General features: G+C 37.4%; 16 protein-coding genes. 4 read left to right on the forward strand and 12 right to left on the reverse strand.

Features of this window, described 5'->3' with window-relative positions; genetic code table 11:
• Window positions 1-168 precede the first annotated feature (168 nt).
• Window positions 169-1,527: an MFS transporter gene (locus tag AB3K24_RS09540; RefSeq protein WP_367975379.1), complete on the reverse strand. Its 1,359-nt coding sequence runs from the start codon at window positions 1,525-1,527 to the stop codon at window positions 169-171.
• A 260-nt stretch (window positions 1,528-1,787) separates the two neighbouring features.
• On the opposite strand from AB3K24_RS09540, the gene AB3K24_RS09545 reads away from it, so the two are divergent.
• Both AB3K24_RS09545 and AB3K24_RS09550 read left to right on the forward strand, forming a co-directional pair.
• Window positions 1,788-2,642, forward strand: a complete 855-nt coding sequence (locus tag AB3K24_RS09545) for an NAD(P)H-binding protein (RefSeq protein WP_367975380.1) — start codon at window positions 1,788-1,790, stop codon at window positions 2,640-2,642.
• A gap of 90 nt (window positions 2,643-2,732) precedes the next feature.
• A complete protein-coding gene (locus AB3K24_RS09550; protein WP_367975382.1) occupies window positions 2,733-3,146 on the forward strand; it encodes an RrF2 family transcriptional regulator in 414 nt (137 codons plus the stop codon).
• A 191-nt stretch (window positions 3,147-3,337) separates the two neighbouring features.
• Here the strand turns inward: AB3K24_RS09550 and AB3K24_RS09555 are convergent, their stop codons facing one another.
• Genes AB3K24_RS09555 through AB3K24_RS09575 form a run of 5 tightly spaced genes read right to left on the reverse strand, consistent with a single transcriptional unit; the run spans window position 3,338 to window position 6,852 of the window.
• Window positions 3,338-4,111, reverse strand: coding sequence for a hypothetical protein (locus AB3K24_RS09555; RefSeq protein WP_367975384.1), 774 nt, complete (start codon window positions 4,109-4,111; stop codon window positions 3,338-3,340).
• Window positions 4,098-4,733, reverse strand: a complete 636-nt coding sequence (locus AB3K24_RS09560; RefSeq protein WP_367975386.1) for an ABC transporter ATP-binding protein — start codon at window positions 4,731-4,733, stop codon at window positions 4,098-4,100. The genes AB3K24_RS09555 and AB3K24_RS09560 overlap by 14 nt, the downstream gene beginning before the upstream one ends.
• A 6-nt stretch (window positions 4,734-4,739) precedes the next feature.
• Complete coding sequence (locus AB3K24_RS09565; RefSeq protein ID WP_367975388.1) at window positions 4,740-5,357, reverse strand: hypothetical protein; 618 nt, start codon at window positions 5,355-5,357, stop codon at window positions 4,740-4,742.
• Entirely contained in the window at window positions 5,345-6,046 is a 702-nt protein-coding gene (locus tag AB3K24_RS09570; RefSeq protein ID WP_367975389.1) for a hypothetical protein, read from the reverse strand. Before AB3K24_RS09570 ends, AB3K24_RS09565 begins: the two co-directional genes overlap by 13 nt.
• Complete coding sequence (locus AB3K24_RS09575; protein ID WP_367975391.1) at window positions 6,043-6,852, reverse strand: hypothetical protein; 810 nt, start codon at window positions 6,850-6,852, stop codon at window positions 6,043-6,045. Before AB3K24_RS09575 ends, AB3K24_RS09570 begins: the two co-directional genes overlap by 4 nt.
• Window positions 6,853-7,255: 403 nt before the next feature.
• Between AB3K24_RS09575 and AB3K24_RS09580 the strand changes: the two genes are divergently transcribed.
• Window positions 7,256-8,659 (forward strand): TrkH family potassium uptake protein, encoded by a 1,404-nt coding sequence (locus AB3K24_RS09580; RefSeq protein ID WP_367975393.1) that lies wholly within the window; start codon window positions 7,256-7,258, stop codon window positions 8,657-8,659.
• 39 nt (window positions 8,660-8,698) lie between these two features.
• Window positions 8,699-9,361, forward strand: coding sequence for a potassium channel family protein (locus AB3K24_RS09585; protein ID WP_367975395.1), 663 nt, complete (start codon window positions 8,699-8,701; stop codon window positions 9,359-9,361).
• Between the two features lie 53 nt (window positions 9,362-9,414).
• Here the strand turns inward: AB3K24_RS09585 and dld are convergent, their stop codons facing one another.
• From dld to AB3K24_RS09615, 6 genes are all read right to left on the reverse strand, one after another.
• A complete protein-coding gene (gene dld / locus AB3K24_RS09590) occupies window positions 9,415-11,100 on the reverse strand; it encodes a D-lactate dehydrogenase (RefSeq protein ID WP_367975396.1) in 1,686 nt (561 codons plus the stop codon).
• A 363-nt stretch (window positions 11,101-11,463) separates the two neighbouring features.
• On the reverse strand, window positions 11,464-12,153 hold the full coding sequence (locus tag AB3K24_RS09595) for a matrixin family metalloprotease (protein ID WP_367975398.1): 690 nt from the start codon (window positions 12,151-12,153) through the stop codon (window positions 11,464-11,466).
• 125 nt (window positions 12,154-12,278) lie between these two features.
• The gene (locus tag AB3K24_RS09600) at window positions 12,279-12,707 is read right to left on the reverse strand and encodes an OsmC family protein (protein WP_367975400.1); all 429 of its coding nucleotides are present in this window, start codon (window positions 12,705-12,707) and stop codon (window positions 12,279-12,281) included.
• Window positions 12,708-12,773: 66 nt separating this feature from the next.
• The gene (locus AB3K24_RS09605) at window positions 12,774-13,295 is read right to left on the reverse strand and encodes a PadR family transcriptional regulator (RefSeq protein WP_367975401.1); all 522 of its coding nucleotides are present in this window, start codon (window positions 13,293-13,295) and stop codon (window positions 12,774-12,776) included.
• Between the two features lie 45 nt (window positions 13,296-13,340).
• A complete protein-coding gene (locus tag AB3K24_RS09610; RefSeq protein ID WP_367975402.1) occupies window positions 13,341-14,879 on the reverse strand; it encodes a DHA2 family efflux MFS transporter permease subunit in 1,539 nt (512 codons plus the stop codon).
• Window positions 14,880-15,014: 135 nt separating this feature from the next.
• Entirely contained in the window at window positions 15,015-16,346 is a 1,332-nt protein-coding gene (locus AB3K24_RS09615; protein WP_367975404.1) for a dihydrolipoyl dehydrogenase family protein, read from the reverse strand.
• Window positions 16,347-16,365: the final 19 nt, after the last annotated feature.

The following is a 16,365-nucleotide window of genomic DNA, read 5'->3' on the forward strand; positions in this document are numbered from 1 at the left end:
TTTTTATCTCGTACAATGATATAATTTGATTATAGAATATATAGGTCTAGGAGTTCGTCGCCTGCCAGCGATGAACTTTTTTTGTGAAATGAAAAGCCCCGTCCTGCCAGACGAGGCACATGTATTTAACGATCTTAATCGTTAAACAACTTCTGCAACAGCTCCCTTTTAAGCACGCTTCACTTGAAACCTTTTGGAAAAGTAGATGGCAAACAATCCAAAAATAAGTATTGACAAGACCACTGCTAGCCAAGCAAAATGTTGTAGTCCATTGACAGCACCATACTTTGCTTGGAACAGTGCACCGACAGTGGTTCCAAGTGCACCCATAAACATTTGTAAGGTTTGTACAATAGCCATTGCATCAGCCTTCTCAAGTGAGTCTTCATCTACAATGACAGCAGTTTGTGCGCTTGTATATGCCATGTTGCGGCCAATAATAAAAAGAATATAAAGGGTAATAATTAAAGGTAGTGATAATTTTGGAACCCATAAAGTCATGATAACGATGACTACTGTAAAAATAGTATTTCCTAAGTATAATGGTATTTTAGCGCCCTTTAAATCATATAGCCGGCCAAATATTGGTGCTAAGAGTGCACCAATAAGTGCACCTGGAAGCAAAGAAAATCCTGCCCAAAAACTTGAAGCGTGTAAAAAGTACTGCAAATAGGTTGGAATAATGAGATTTAAACCAAGTAAAATGAACATATACAGCGCGATAGGTATCAATAATGCTATAAATTTTGGTTTTACAAATAGCTTTAAGTTTAGAAAATTAGCCTTGGAAGTCATTCCGCGAATAATAAATGTAATTAGTGTGATGATTGCTACAATAAGCCATGTCCAATCAACCTTCCCGCTCTCTAATTTATTGACTAATAGTAAGGCACTTGTTAAAAATATTGCTAATGATACAAAAGCTAGGCCATCAAATGAGCCTTTTATTTCATGCCGCTTTACTGCACGAACTGTTTTCCAACCTAAAATCAGAGAAATTGTTGGCGCAATTAACAAAATAAAAAAGATTGATCGCCAACCAAACGTATCAGCCAAGGCACCACCATACGTTGGTCCAAAAGAGGGCGCCAAGCTAATTATCATAGAGGCTATTCCCATCCAAACCCCAATTTTAGCGGCTGGCACAGTTGCCACAACAATATTAAAGACTAATGGCATTGCAATGCCAGCAGAAATGCCTTCCAATACGCGCCCTAAAATCAATAGTGTCATATTTGGTGAAAATCCACAAATTAATGTCCCAATTACGAAAAAAACGATACTGACAAGCCAAAGATTACGGCTACTATAACGTTTAATAAGATAAGAACTGGTTGTTATCATTATCGTAACCGCGAGTAAGTAAGCAGTGGTCACCCACTGAATGGCATTCAAGTTAGTATGGAATTCTTTTGACAGGGCTGGAAAAGTGACATTCATTGCTGTTTCTGCCATGATTCCTGAGAACGCCACGAGAGATACTGATACAATATTTAAAATTGTTTTTAACGACGTATTTTCTTTCATAAAATGAGCTCCTCTATTTCAAAAAACAAAAACTGATCTCCCCTATTTGGTAGTTCAGCTTTGGTACACGCTATAATTATTATTTGATCCAAAGTCAACTATAGATGAATTGGGATGAAAGTCAATATGAAAACAAGTCATTCGCCATTTTACATGTCGCCCATTTAATCATTTCTACAACTTGTTGTTTTATAAACAACAAGTTGTGCTATAATAATTGTATATCAAACAATAACATCAACAGAAAAGGAAAAAACACCATGAAATATGCAATCACCGCTGCAACAGGTCACTTTGGCCAATTAGCTTACCACTATCTACAAGAATTAGTTGACGTCAAGGACATTGTTGTTATTGCTAGAAACCTAGAAAAGGCGCGCGCACTATTTGCTGGTGCCGATATCCGCGAGGCAGATTATGACGATACAGATTCAATGACACGTGCCCTAGCTGGTGTCGATCGTGTTTTGTTTATTTCATCTCAACCAGGTGGTCCAGTTCCACGTGAAACACAGCATCAAAATGTTATCGACGCTTTAGTGGCTAACAACGTCTCATTTGTGGCTTATACAAGTTTTGCTAAGGCAGATCAATCAATTAGCGCGTTAGCTAGTGATCATCTCGCAACTGAGCACGCATTAGCTGCGTCCGGTCTTTCAAACTCATTATTGAGAAATAATTGGTACCTTGAAAATGAGATGGGCTTTATCACTGCTGGCGCCAGTCAACATGCTACATCTTATTGGGCAACCGGTCGTGCTGGATGGGCTTTGGAACGTGAATATGCCGAAGCTGCTGTCAAAGTACTTGTCAGTGATGCACCAAAAGCCATTTATGAATTTTCTGGCTCTGTCAATGATTATGAAGCACTTGGTTTGGCCTTAGCCCAAGCAACAGAAGAAAAAATTACAGTAACAAAAGAAACACTGACAGAACATATTGCAACATTGGAAAAAGGTGGTTTACCACATGATTTGGCAGCAATGTTTGCCTCATTCCAATCGCCGACTGATGAAGGTTCATTGTATGTGATTTCAACAGACTTACCTGATATTTTGGGACGCGACTTAACACCATTACCAGCGGCACTTCAAGAGATTCTGGCTCGCAGCTAAAATTATCAGAAGGTATCACTAATTGGATGCTTTCTTTGTGTCGCAAAACTGTGCTATAATGCTTGAATGACTAACTGATAGGATGGAAATATGCGCCTTTCATATAAATTAAGCGATGCCATACACATTTTAGCTTACATTGAGATATTGAAGCAACATGATTTATCCAGTAAATCTATTGCAGCAAGCATTGGTTCAAATGCCAGCGTTGTGCGCAATTTAATGCTTGATCTCCGGTCGGCCAATCTACTCACAACCCATCAAGGCATCGCAGCACCAGAACTAGCAAAATCACCAGATGATATTAGTATTTATGATGTTTATTGCGCTATTAATATGACACATAACCTACTGAATATTGACCCCAAAACAAACCCGAACTGCTTAGTTGGTGGGCATATTCAAGACACCTTAAATCAATTTTACGGTGACATTGAGACAGCTGCTTATGAACAAATGAAAAAAATTTCACTGGCTAACGTGATTCAAGATATTTTAAAATAAAAGCTGCAGATTCTTTAATGGTTATTTTCGAAAATAACCATTAAGGATCTGCAGCTTTTTTAAATGTTTAGTTGTCTATTAGAATCTATCCTAAACCTATTTTTTTATATTTCGAATAGCTCAAAATATTGAAACCACTGAAAGTTTGACTATTTCAAAAAACAACTAAAACTAAAGCTTACTGCATCATGTTACTTATTAACAGGTGTTAATACAATTGAAACATTTTCATCAGATACATTCATCATTACCACACTAACTAGGCGATTTTTTTGAACAGCAAGCATACCTGATTTGTGTCCAGAATCTTTCCCCTGTGCCTCGTACATAGTGACATTAAAATTATCTTTTTCAGTGCTTTTCGGTATAACCGTTCCCTGGTAGGTCGTGGTAGAAATCGATAACATGGATCCAGCCTTCGCCGTTGCACTCACTTCTTGACTCACTAAGTTACCTTGATAGGTTACTTCATACTCTCCAACGGGCAGCTGAATTTCTGGGAGATAGTTACCAGGATTAGTAATAACATAGCTTTCCCCTTGCTTTTTCAAAGGTGAGAATTTTGCTGGTGTAAATACGGCTTGACGATTTTGCTCTAAATAAACTGGGTCTGTAGCACTCACAATATGCCCATACTCATCCCTTTTTGTCGTCAGACCAGTTGTAGATAGATACTGCGTTTGACCTCCAGTAAGATGAACATCATAAAATCCAGGCTTAAATCCCAATTCACTCACACTTTTACCTTCGGTAATCGGACCTTTTAACGTAAACGTCTGTGCCGGGTTATTTGATTGTGTACTCGAATCTCCTGTTTTTTGGCTATGTTTCTTTATAATCGGAACATAATTTTTAGCAGCATTTTTGCTCATTTGTGTATGTAAATAATTGAATAAAATTGCCACAAATAAAACACCAATTATGATAATAAAAACTATCATTGTAGATTTTTTACTGCTTCTCATTGATCAATCTCCCATCGGACATACTAATAATTTCATCAGCAAGTATGCTTAAATCTTCTGGATTATGGCTAGCTAAAATGATACTTGCCCCGCGTTGCTTTTCTGCCTCAAACAACACACGCATTTCTTGTACACCATCATAATCAACCGCATTGGTCGGCTCATCTAATAGAATTAATGCAGGCTTTTCAAAAATAGCCTGAGCAATTGCTGCACGTTGTTTCATACCTAATGAATATTGTCGAACTTTTCGCTTATCATTTGGATCAAGACCTACTCTTTTAATTGCATCATCAATCATATCGTCATTAGCTACTTTTTTTATTTTTGCTAATATTTGTAAGTTCTTTTTCAGTGTAAAATTTGGCAGCACATTATTATTTTCAATTAATAAGCCGAGCTCTTTTGGAAAATCAATATCTTTATGGATTTCTTGACCATCAATCACTATTTCACCTGAATCAAGCCTGATCAAACCTGCAATAGCTCGTAACAACATGGTTTTACCTGCGCCATTACGTCCACGCAGTCCGAATATTTTTCCATCTTCTAAACTTAGATTGACATGATCTAATACTGTTTTTTTGCCAATGTTTTTCGTCGCGTCTTTTATTTTTATCATTATCAATCACCCTTCGCCATAAAAATCTTTTTTTTGAATTGTCTTATACAAAATTATTAACACAACGCCAGTTCCAAATATTGTTACGATTGGTTGCCAAAATGCATCACATGTTTGGAAAACAATTGTACCTAGTAAGCCAAAATTACCACTACCAATAACTAATATCAATAGCACACCGCTTATCATTAAGATGGCTGTCCCACTATTAAACAGTGCCTCTAATAGCATATACACCGCCACATATAATGAATACGAAACAAACAGATTTACAGTGGGCAACAGCTGTTCTGTATTAAGTAACAATTGATTGCCCACACTAATCAGAGCAACAGCAGCAATCACTAACATTAAATTTTTAAAATAAGACACGATGACTAGCTTTAAAATATTATCCACTCTAATCAATCTGTTCAAATAAGCACCTGTTTGCCAAATTGCTATGTTTCCAATAATTATTAAGATAGGTGACATCAACAAGCCAAAGTAAGTCATTTTAGCCAGTAAAGGTTGCGCACCATAGTCAATAAAATAAATAGGTGTTTCTCCATGATATAAAAGGCTGGTTAACATAATCATGACAAGAAAAATAGTAAGCCATAATTTCATGTTTACTTTAACCATTCCCACCTCCTCATACTTCTTAAAAACAATTTTTGTAAGAAATATAAAATGACACTCATAAGTGTGCCAGTGATAATAGCTCGCGTCATACCCGAACTATATTGACGGTTATTAATCATTGCGGTGACTTGCGTATCAGCAAACAGAGACTGACTAAAAGGCCAAACATGCAATAAAATTACAGTAATAATCAAAACAATTAATCCGATAGTTAATATAATCTGTTGGTAATAGCTGAAAATAACCAAGGTTAACTTGATTATTAACAGTAACCACAACATAGAAATTACCACCTGTAAAAACCATACTATCGAAAAATCACTAAGTTGATTGTTCGTTGGATGGAAAAAAAATATTCTAAAATATGGTATTATCCAATAGATTAACCCATATAGACTAGCAAGCAAATTTGTGCGTTTAATCAGCTCATGTCCCAATTGGCCATTTATGCCAAATCGAATAATGTGTTGAACAGGCATATTGTAGTTGATTGACCAATATAGTAAAAAAGTAATACTTAACACAATCTGCCAAGTCCAGTTTTGATAATAATTACCACCACCTAGAACTTCAAAACTTAGCCAATCACTATAATTAATGGCTTCCCAACTCATATTTATAATATAAAACAATGCGAGAAACATTATCATAGAAATTGTTGAAACCCACCATTTACGTTCATAAATCATGTTAATTCCCCTGATTTTTTCCAAAAATAGATCACACCATTAATCATGATGAGTATGACAATGAAAATTAACCAACTTGTAAGCCATTCTGAAAATGATGCTAAATGAGCAAAAGACTGAACTAGCCCGCCAATATCAAATAATTGGCTACCCAACAAAACCGTTGCCAAAACAACCAACGTCAAAACTTGATAAAAATTATCAAATAATAAACTAATTGAAATCATTAACATAGAAGTAAAAAATACAGCAATCAAGAAAACACCCAAATACAATAAAAAAGTTAACATCGGATGCTCTAATTGCCACCATACAAAATGGTATTTATCTAGATCTGGTAATCTCGAACGATCTTGTAGTAATCGCATTTGCCCATCATATTTTTTAAAATCAAACCATTGTATTATTGCAACAACAATAAGATTAATAAACAGTGGCACTGAGAAAAGTAAAACACCTGATAAACCGGCGGCAAGATACTGCCCCTTTAGATACTTTGCTATACCAGATCGACTAGCAACATTGTAAGATTGGCCAACAGAAAAATCATTTAGCAATGCAAACCCAGATCCCAACAGTAGCCAAATAGGAAATAAACCAAGTAAAAAAGATGTTAACATATGGCCATATGTACCGCCAACACTACTAGCCATAAATGTATTTAACCAAATTGACTTTGATAAAGAAATGCCGTTCAACATGACAACATGTTGAACGGCATCAATAGTAGTGATAACAGTCATAATCAGCATAACAGTTAAAAATTGCTTCGTTCGTAATATGCGAATAAGACTATATTTTATCATTTGTTAATTACCACGTTTCTTCGTCCCAAGCACCAGTTATATATTGTGAATATCCCCGCAACAACTACTGAACCCAATATTTTTTTAATACTAATAATCCTTACTCCTCTTATTCTAAAAAATTATGACAACACAATATTATTATTGATTAAATTATATTAACATTAAAATATAATTTAATCAATAGTTATAGCAGCTTTAAGCTAACACTATTCTACAGTTTTTTACAAATATTGCCAACTACTACTTAATCCTGACTTCCATCACCATTCGAAAATATAAACTGCACAGACTATGTTACTTAACATCAATCAATAACCTTATACCGTGTATAATGAAATAAAGCATGTTAAAATAGTTAAATCCTCACTTTGAATATAAAGGAAGTTAAATTAAGCAAAATATGTCACGGAAAATAGAACTCCCCACTGAAGCAGAGATGAAAAAATTTCATAATCAATCCCAGCGCCGTACTTTTTTCTCGCGGCTATCTATGCCACAGCGCTTGACTTTAGGGTTTTTATCAGTCATTACGGTCGGCGCATTATTACTCATGCTGCCTTTTAGCTACAATGGTGACATGGGACACTCGTTTATGGATGCCTTATTTACTGCAACTTCAGCAGCTTCTGTCACCGGCTTAACTGTCGTTAACACAGCAACCCATTGGACGACTTTTGGGCAAATTGTGATTATGTTTTTAATTGAAATTGGCGCCCTCGGATTCATGTCGTTTTCCGTACTCCTGTTCACAGCAACACGCCGGAAAATGAATTTACGTGATAAAATGATGGTACAAGAAGTTTATAGTTTAGAGAGCCTTTATGACACACGTGTTGTGTTCGGTTATGTCATTAAGCTATCTGTCATCATTCAAATTGTTGGCGCTTTGTTATTGTCCCCATTCTTTATCCTCGATTTTGGTGTCAAACGTGGTTTGTTTTATGCAGTGTTTCATGCCGTTTCAGCATTTGGAAATGCTGGTTTCACCATTTTACCTACTGGTGACATGGCGTATGCCAATCAACCTTGGATTTTACTCATTATTGCAGCACTGATTATCGCTGGTTCCTTAGGCTTTCTGGTTTGGCGTGACCTATTACTCTATCATCGTACGCATAAGTTAACACTGCATTCAAAACTAGCCCTTGTTATGACTGGCGCATTAATTATTGGCGGTTGGCTGCTATTTGAATTAACAGAGCGAAACTTGGCTATTGCACCACATGTCACGCCAACTAATCGCGTGGCTAACACACTATTTATGTCAATTTCTTATCGTACAGCTGGCTTTTCACAATTTAGTTTTACTCAAATGGCCCCTGCTACAATTCTGTTAACCATTATGATGATGTATATCGGTGGCACCCCTGGTTCTACAGCTGGTGGCATCAAAACAACAACATTAGGTGTCCTTTTACTCAAAACACATGCGGCGTTGCGTGGTAAAAAAGATGTGACATTCGCACATCGTCGTTTAACAAACGAAAACATTTCACGCTCGCTTTTACTTGTTTTTGTATCCTTACTTTTCCTAGGTGTGCTGTCTTTCTTACTTATGCTAACGCAAGGTAGCGACTCAAAATACGGATTAGAATATATCATTTTTGAAGTTGTCAGTGCCTTTGCAACAGCTGGTTTAACGCTTGGTCTCACACCACATTTAAACATTTTTGGCCAATGTGTCATTATGTTAACCATGTTTATTGGCCGTGTCGGTGTCTACACTGTCATGTTCTCAATTCTCAACGTACACTCAGATCATGCCCCTTACCAATACCCAGAAGAATCAGTCATTATCGGTTAGCTTAATCGCTATGTTATAAAAATTTAGGAGATACTCATTATGCGCCAAACTTATGCTATCATTGGACTCGGCCGCTTTGGTGGTGCGCTACTAGAAACCCTTATCGCCAATGGACAAGACGTGCTCGGCATTGATATCAGTGAAGAACATGTTAACGAATATCGTGATATTGCAACGCAAGTTGTCATTGCTGATGCGCAAGAAGATGATGTTTTACGAAAGCTAGATATTGCCAGTTTTGATCACGTTGTCATTGCTATCGGTCATAACATGCAGGCAAGCATTTTAGCTACCATCAACGCGAAAGATCTCGGTGCTAAAAATGTTATCGCTAAAGCCGAAAATCGTACCCATTTACGTGTCTTGACAAAAATTGGTGCTGACTTGGTTGTGCAACCCGAACGAGAAATGGGTGAACGTATTGGTCGTAAACTCCTAGCACCAAATATGTTAAATTTTATCGAATTATCTGATGACTATTCAATGGCAGAGGTGCAGATTGTCAACCCTACCTTTACTGGAAAAACCATTTCCGAACTGAATATTCACAAAAAATTTGGTTTAAATGTCATTGCCGTACGTCATGAAGGTGAAGTGATTGTTGCGCCCGAATCAAAATATAAAATACACCATAAAGATATTTTATCTGTTGTGGGGCCAAAAGATATGGTTGATGATTTTGATCAAATGACAAATAATTAAAAAATACGCGACATGTTTTAAAACATGTGTCGCGTATTTTTTATGATTTTTAATTAATAATTACCCCAATACTTTTCCATAGTTGTTAAACCAACACCTGGATTAAAGCTATTGGTAGGGTCGTTGCGCTTATAATGATTCACTAACGTTGATGCAGCATGATAGAGGTGTCCAACGTTGTGCTCGGCAGGGTAAATAGCCCCACGTTTATCGAGCAATTTTAACATTTCTAATTTCAATTCATGTGGATCAACACCTGGCTTCAAAATATAGTCCTGATGCATGACATGATCAAGGAAATGACCATAATACAACTTATGCTCAATTTTATCTTCAATTTCCTTTGGTAAATGTTCGAACCAATCTAACTCATTACGCGGCAAGGCAATATCTAACGGTAAAATATCCAACTTTTTATTTTGGAAAACTTCTTGATATCTAATCGCTACACCAGCTGTTACATAACGGTGCGTAGCAGCTCTGTCTGCCTCTGAAGGCGTGCATTCCAAATAGTCGCCTGACTCAGTTTTGAAAAATTCTTTCAAGTATTGACGTGCCTCATCAATCCCTTCACCAACCATCTTTAATTGCAGATAGTGTTCATATTTGTCGCTATAGGCTTCAATTCTTTTTGGCAATTGATTAGGAAATACTTGGCCGACATGTTGTAACATTCGGTCAGGAAAATAAGGTTTAAAGGTTGGAATATGTCCTAATATACGTTCAGCAGTTGACTTCAAACTAAACAAATATGGCAACATGTTCGTCCCGATTGTATCAATGACAAGTAGTGAATCTTTGCCATATTTTTTAGCTAAATCATATGCTTCTTTATGCATATATTCCCCAGATACGGGTAAATTCTTAAATTCAGATAAAATATGGCGACGCAACTTTTCCAACACAGCTGGCTCATTCGTGCCAATGTAAAATACTTGTGACGCACCTTCTTTTGGAAATGTATCCAAGCGGACGGCGAACGCAGCTAATTTACCAGAGGCACCGGAAACTTCATATAATTCGTTGGGATCAGCATTATACCGCGTTGGTGTATGTGACCCAATATTACGAACACGCGATTCATAGTCACGATTGTGTCCGACACGTTTCTCATCTTTTGGCACCTTATCAATATCAAAATTACGATTTTCAAGATTATTAATCATTTCCTCAGGTGTGTCACCTAAGTCAATACCTAAATGATTAACGAGATGCAATTCATCATTTGCATCAATTTGAGCGTACAACGATAGTTCAGTATATGCTGGTCCACGTTGAATCAGCGCACCACCAGAATTATTGTTGATGCCGCCAATGACTGACGCGCCCAAATTTGATGAGCCAATAACTGAATGCGGCTCACGATTAATCGCTTTTAACGTGTTTTCAAGTTTAAATAGCGTAGTACCTGGAAAAGCAAGCGCTTCTTCACCGTGATTAATGAGTTGTACACCTTTGATTCGTGTGCCATTAACCACAACACATTCACGATCGTAACCTGGTGCTGGAATTGAACCTTCAGTTAAGCTGGTATTAGAAGCTTGCATAATAATAATTGTGTTATGGGCGTGTAAGACTTTCAATACTTGCCATAATTCCATCATATTACCAGGCAACACAACCGCCAAAGCATCCCCCTGTCCACTTCTGTAACCTTTGCGATAACGCAATGATTTCGAAGCTGAGGTGATGATGTGATTGTTACCAACAATGTCTGTCAATTCTTGAACAGTTGTCATAATAAGCCCCCATAAAATTTATGTTTTGAAAATTTTTCAAAGCATAGTATATTTACACTATACCACTTTGATTTTAAAAAAGTCGACTTTAAAAGACTTAGGGCACTTTTATGACACGAATTGCAGTTTAAAGTATGAATTTTATCATTTTGTGAATGACAGCACAATTTTATTAATATATTAAGCGCGTTGATAGTATTTTCGGACCCGTGTTTTAATTAACTTTATGTCGTTCCAAATAAATGATAGTTATGATTAAGTTGACACCTATTTAACACCATGGAGACTGATTGAAAGATAACTTTATGTCGTTAATTCATTAGTTACTATAGCCATTTCAAGTCCCTTAAGACTACCTTGTTTCTAATTTTGATATAGTGCTTTTAATCGATTAATATCAACTGCCTGAATGCCGTATTCAGATCCTTGCGTTTGCATAACAGACTCACGATCAGCTGTGTGATCTAATCCAAGTGCGTGTCCTAGCTCATGTTCCGCTGTGTTGGCCTTTCGCGTAGCAGAATAATAATTCAGATAATGCACATTTAATTTTGCTTCAACGTGTGTCATCACTCTTTTACCCGTTAGTGGATTAACTAAGAATTGCGTTTGCGCGACTCCTGCCTGTTGTGTATCACTACGATCTTCGGTCGTTAAAACAATATCCGCTTTGGATTTATCAGCGACCGCCACCAATGTTAACACATCAACCGCATTCCAACTATCAAATGCGCGACGCCATGCTGCAGAATATTCTGGCATACTATCCGCTGGTACATCGAAATAGACCTTCAGCGTTTTTTTGGCCCAAACTGCCCCATCTAAATGCGTTGCATCATGTGTGTTAGGTTCCTGTACAGCAGTATCATTATTAGCGGTCGACGTTTTTTCTGGTGATCTATATTGATCACCTTTTTCGTCCAAAAGAACTGCCCATTGTTGTACTTTTTCACTGGCCCATTCTCGCCCTTGGGTAACCTTGTCCGGATTTTGAAATAAATAAGTCGCAGCAGCGACTATGATTATCAGTTTAATAATTCTAGAAATTCTCACGTGATATCCTCCACCACTTTGGATTTAGATTGGAAACTAAATTATACACGTATGACATTAAATTGATGTTAACTAATTATAAGTAAGTAAAAAGCGACTACTTTTTAGTACTCGCTTTGATCAGTTTACTGCTTAAAATTAAATTCATCAACCAACATGATGTGAACGTTCGAGCTACCTGATAATAGTTTAGATACAGGACATCGTTGCGCAACAATTTCTAAAATGTTTACTGCCTCTTGATGTTTGACATGCGGTATTTTTACTTGTGCGACAACAAAAAACTGAAATCCCTTCGTATCACGCGCCATATCAACACCGACACGAACAACACTTTTATGTTCTAATTGTCGTCGTTTTTCTTCAGCTTCGATTGTTGCATTCAAGCAAGTGGCTAGCGCCGCCCCTAATAACTGCTCAGGATTAGTACCTGGTTTGTCACTGAGCGGGCCACTCGTCTGAACGCTTAAATCACTGGTTGTAACCGTTTTGACATGGCCTACTAGACCAGCTGTATTTTCAATTTCAGTATGATACAAACTTTCATTTGTCATAACATCTCCTGACGGACAATATACTTTTACAAGATTATTGTAGCAGGTTCATGTCCTATTTGCTGACTATTGATTTGATTTTGCTGCTTTTTTCAAAACTGCTAGTGTCGCTGTGTAATAGGCAATGCCATAGTCAAACGTTATCTTACGTTGCTCTGTCATACCATTTTCTAGCCACGTTGCTAATTGCGATTGTAACGCCGCTATTTTAGCTTCCTTACGTGCAATTTCTTCTTGAAAAAATAAAGCCACCTGTTCTGTTGACAAATCCTGGCTAAAATAAAGATGCATCAAAAAATCAGATTTGAGAATTTCATCCGAAGTCGGTTCGTTAATGGCTTTTGAAAATACTGCTTGCCCTGCTGCCGTAATTGTATAAATATTCTTATTTGGTCGATCAGTTTGCGATATCTGTTGCTTAGTCACTAATTTTTCGGCTTCTAACTTTTTTAAAGTCGGATAAATCATGCCAAAAGTCGCATCAAAAAAATGACTTAACCGTGTCTGTAAAATGTCATTAATTTCATAACCAGTATGTGGGCTCTCCTGCAAAATACCTAAAATGACCTCTCTACCCTTCATTGTCATAATTTTACCCGCCTTCTATTCGTTATTAAATATTATACACGACATTTACCGCGGTTGTTTTTCTTTCAAGAATAAACTTAGCACTGCACACATTAATAAAAATGGCACAGAAACCGCATAAAGTTTTTCAAACGATGACCGCAACGACACAACAGTATGTGCTTCAATGTCTTGAATACTGTCCGATAATACTCGTGGTAACGCAGTCGTATCTGTTTGAACTAAATGATCACCATGCAATTTGTGTGTTATTTTGCCGATCATAGCTGTTTTTTGTTCACTTGGTATGGCTAATTTGTTCACGCTACTTTCTGCATAAGATTGTGACTGTTTTTGTGATATAGCTAAATTACCATACAAACTTGTTATAAATATAGCAACTGCCAGCATAGCACCAACTTGACGTAAAACACTTGTGACACTTTGTGAAGCGGTTAATAATTTACCATGCAAACTGCCAGCTGCTATCACTAATATTGGCCCAGCTATTAAACCATAGCCCATACCCACCATTAATTCAGATAAAATAGTTTGTGTTTGATTGACTAACGCACCATTTGCCAACCATAGATAACCACAAGTCATGATCAAAAATCCCATAGTGAGCAGCCATTTTGGTTGAATAATTGCCCGGGCAAATCCTGAAATTGGTGAAAATATAAAAATAGCCAATGATATCGGTGCGACTAACAAAGATGCATGTAGCGCATCAAACCCAGCAATGCTTGTAAAATACGTTGGCAAAATCACCGTCGTAGCCACTAAAAATAAGTTACTTAAAACAATAATCACAGCAGAAATTGAAAATGCGCGGTTCTTGAATAATTGCAATGGTACCATCGGATTCACACTACGCTGCTCTACAATTAAAAATAATATCAAGCTCATACTACTCAAACCAAAACATGTGATGGTTAACCAATTATGCCATCCCCACACACGTCCTTGGATGAGACCAATCGATAAGCTAGACAGAAAAATAATACTGAGTAATGCACCCCAAAAGTCTAATCGTTGTTTGTGTTGTACTTCATTTTTTAGTGTGAGATAAGTCATCCCCAAAATAAGCATCACAATAACTAATGGCACATTAATTAAAAAAATCCAGCGCCAACCAAAAAATTGTGTCACAATACCACCAATAGTCGGTCCAAGTGCGGCAGCAATACCTTGTGTAATCCCTAAGATACCTATCATGCCTGTTCGGTGATCATCGTTCACTAAACCAATGGCCAATGTCATGGCTAATGGAAATACGATAGCCGCACCAATGCTTTGAATCGCTCTGCCCACTAATAAAATGTTAAGCGCTGGCGCCGCGGCTGACACTACTGATCCAATCCCAAATAAAATGACCCCCAGTAAAAAGCCTTTCTGAATACCAAATACTTCTGCTAAACGTGTCAATGGTATCGTCAGCGCTGCAAATAAAATAAGATAGACATTTAATGCCCACGACATGTTATCCAAACCAACATGAAAAGCATGACTAATAGCAGGTAAACTGACATTCATAATCGTCGTATCCAACATGCATATGAATAGACCGAGTACAAATAGTAATGTTAAAAACTTTGTTTTCATCTTTCAACTCCTTGTTTATATTAATATAGTTAATATAAACAATATTAATAAAGATGTCAAGTTTTTTTCTGAAAAACATATCATTGATAAAAAAAACAGCTTGCGCTGTTCAAAGATAATATGACTAATATATTTTTATAATTGTCCCCATGTTGCCATACCAATCGATGGGAATAAATGAATTAATCGACCAATTTCATCCGGTCCAAATTTAAATTCAATGGCTGGCAATAACGTATTAACGACATTTTCAGCTTGTTCACTGACTTCGGTAACGCCAACCAAATGATGTTGTTGATCAAAAATCAAGGTGTTATCAGCGATCGTTTCGTTGTCAACTTGGCGATACCAATCTTTTGTGAGATCGGTTTGTTGCACCTCATAATCGCCTTTTTCAGCATCTTGTACCAAAACACCAGCTTGCGCAATTCTTGGTGATGTAAAAACGACTGATGGCACAACAGGATACTGAATTGGTGCGTTTGTTTGACCAGCAAACTGTTTGAAAAGATACGTTGATTCAAATATGGCTGTTGGTGTCAATTTTGGTTGCGTTTTATCAATCACATCCCCTGATGCATAAATATTATCAATATTTGTCTGGAGATAGCCATTGACAGGAATACCTGATTGATTGTAAGTTAACCCGATTTTTTCTAAACCAATATTGTCTACATTTGGTATCCGCCCTGAAGCATCCAAGACCCAATCAACTGACAAAGACTGATTATCGCTATATGTCACTTGAATTTGATCACCCTTTTCTTCAAACGCAGTCACCTCAGCATTTTGAATAAACGTGACACCGCGTTGCTCTAAGTCGGACACAACTTTGTCAACATAAGGGGCGTGGAACTGTCGTAACGCACGGTCGCCATGCATTAACACGGTAATTTCAGCGCCAGCTGCATTCGCAATTGTCACAAATTCCATGCTAATATAACCCGAACCAATAATGGCTATTTTCTGTGGCAAAGACTTCAACGCCATAAAATCACGACTATCATGCGCCAGTTCAGAACCAGAAATATCAAGACGATGAGGCCTTAGCCCAGTCGAAACGACAATTTTGTCAGCAGTTACTGCCTTACCATCAACAATGATTGTATGATTATCTTCAAACACACCACGTCCGTGAATCACGTCGATACCAGACTGATCTAATAACCCACCAATCATATCCGGCAAATCATTAATAACCACTTCCTTATGAGCCTCATTCTGCGTCCAATCAATTGTCAGATTCCCCTGAACAATACCAGATAGGCGCTCGGCTGCTCGCGTTAACACCACCGGTGCATCGAGCGTGATTTTAGCGTTACAACCGTAATTAGGGCACGTACCGCCAATCATATCAGCCTCAATGATACCGACCTTAACACCTGATTGTGCCAACGGAATCGCCCCGTCAAACGTACCATGCCCACTACCAAGATATAAAACATCATAATCATATTGCATTGTCATTCACTAGCCTCCTAATGGC

Origin of the sequence: Leuconostoc aquikimchii, from assembly GCF_040838325.1 — a bacterium.
In the GTDB taxonomy this organism is placed as follows: Bacteria; Bacillota; Bacilli; order Lactobacillales; family Lactobacillaceae; genus Leuconostoc; species Leuconostoc aquikimchii.

What these genes read in the sequence shown, in the direction of transcription:
- AB3K24_RS09540 (WP_367975379.1), bottom strand. Translation starts at nt 1,527, where the DNA reads ATGAAAGAAAATACGTCGTTAAAAACAATTTTAAATATTGTATCAGTA.
- AB3K24_RS09545 (WP_367975380.1), top strand. Translation starts at nt 1,788, where the DNA reads ATGAAATATGCAATCACCGCTGCAACAGGTCACTTTGGCCAATTAGCT.
- AB3K24_RS09550 (WP_367975382.1), top strand. Translation starts at nt 2,733, where the DNA reads ATGCGCCTTTCATATAAATTAAGCGATGCCATACACATTTTAGCTTAC.
- AB3K24_RS09555 (WP_367975384.1), bottom strand. Translation starts at nt 4,111, where the DNA reads ATGAGAAGCAGTAAAAAATCTACAATGATAGTTTTTATTATCATAATT.
- AB3K24_RS09560 (WP_367975386.1), bottom strand. Translation starts at nt 4,733, where the DNA reads ATGATAAAAATAAAAGACGCGACGAAAAACATTGGCAAAAAAACAGTA.
- AB3K24_RS09565 (WP_367975388.1), bottom strand. Translation starts at nt 5,357, where the DNA reads ATGGTTAAAGTAAACATGAAATTATGGCTTACTATTTTTCTTGTCATG.
- AB3K24_RS09570 (WP_367975389.1), bottom strand. Translation starts at nt 6,046, where the DNA reads ATGATTTATGAACGTAAATGGTGGGTTTCAACAATTTCTATGATAATG.
- AB3K24_RS09575 (WP_367975391.1), bottom strand. Translation starts at nt 6,852, where the DNA reads ATGATAAAATATAGTCTTATTCGCATATTACGAACGAAGCAATTTTTA.
- AB3K24_RS09580 (WP_367975393.1), top strand. Translation starts at nt 7,256, where the DNA reads ATGTCACGGAAAATAGAACTCCCCACTGAAGCAGAGATGAAAAAATTT.
- AB3K24_RS09585 (WP_367975395.1), top strand. Translation starts at nt 8,699, where the DNA reads ATGCGCCAAACTTATGCTATCATTGGACTCGGCCGCTTTGGTGGTGCG.
- dld (WP_367975396.1), bottom strand. Translation starts at nt 11,100, where the DNA reads ATGACAACTGTTCAAGAATTGACAGACATTGTTGGTAACAATCACATC.
- AB3K24_RS09600 (WP_367975400.1), bottom strand. Translation starts at nt 12,707, where the DNA reads ATGACAAATGAAAGTTTGTATCATACTGAAATTGAAAATACAGCTGGT.
- AB3K24_RS09605 (WP_367975401.1), bottom strand. Translation starts at nt 13,295, where the DNA reads ATGACAATGAAGGGTAGAGAGGTCATTTTAGGTATTTTGCAGGAGAGC.
- AB3K24_RS09610 (WP_367975402.1), bottom strand. Translation starts at nt 14,879, where the DNA reads ATGAAAACAAAGTTTTTAACATTACTATTTGTACTCGGTCTATTCATA.
- AB3K24_RS09615 (WP_367975404.1), bottom strand. Translation starts at nt 16,346, where the DNA reads ATGACAATGCAATATGATTATGATGTTTTATATCTTGGTAGTGGGCAT.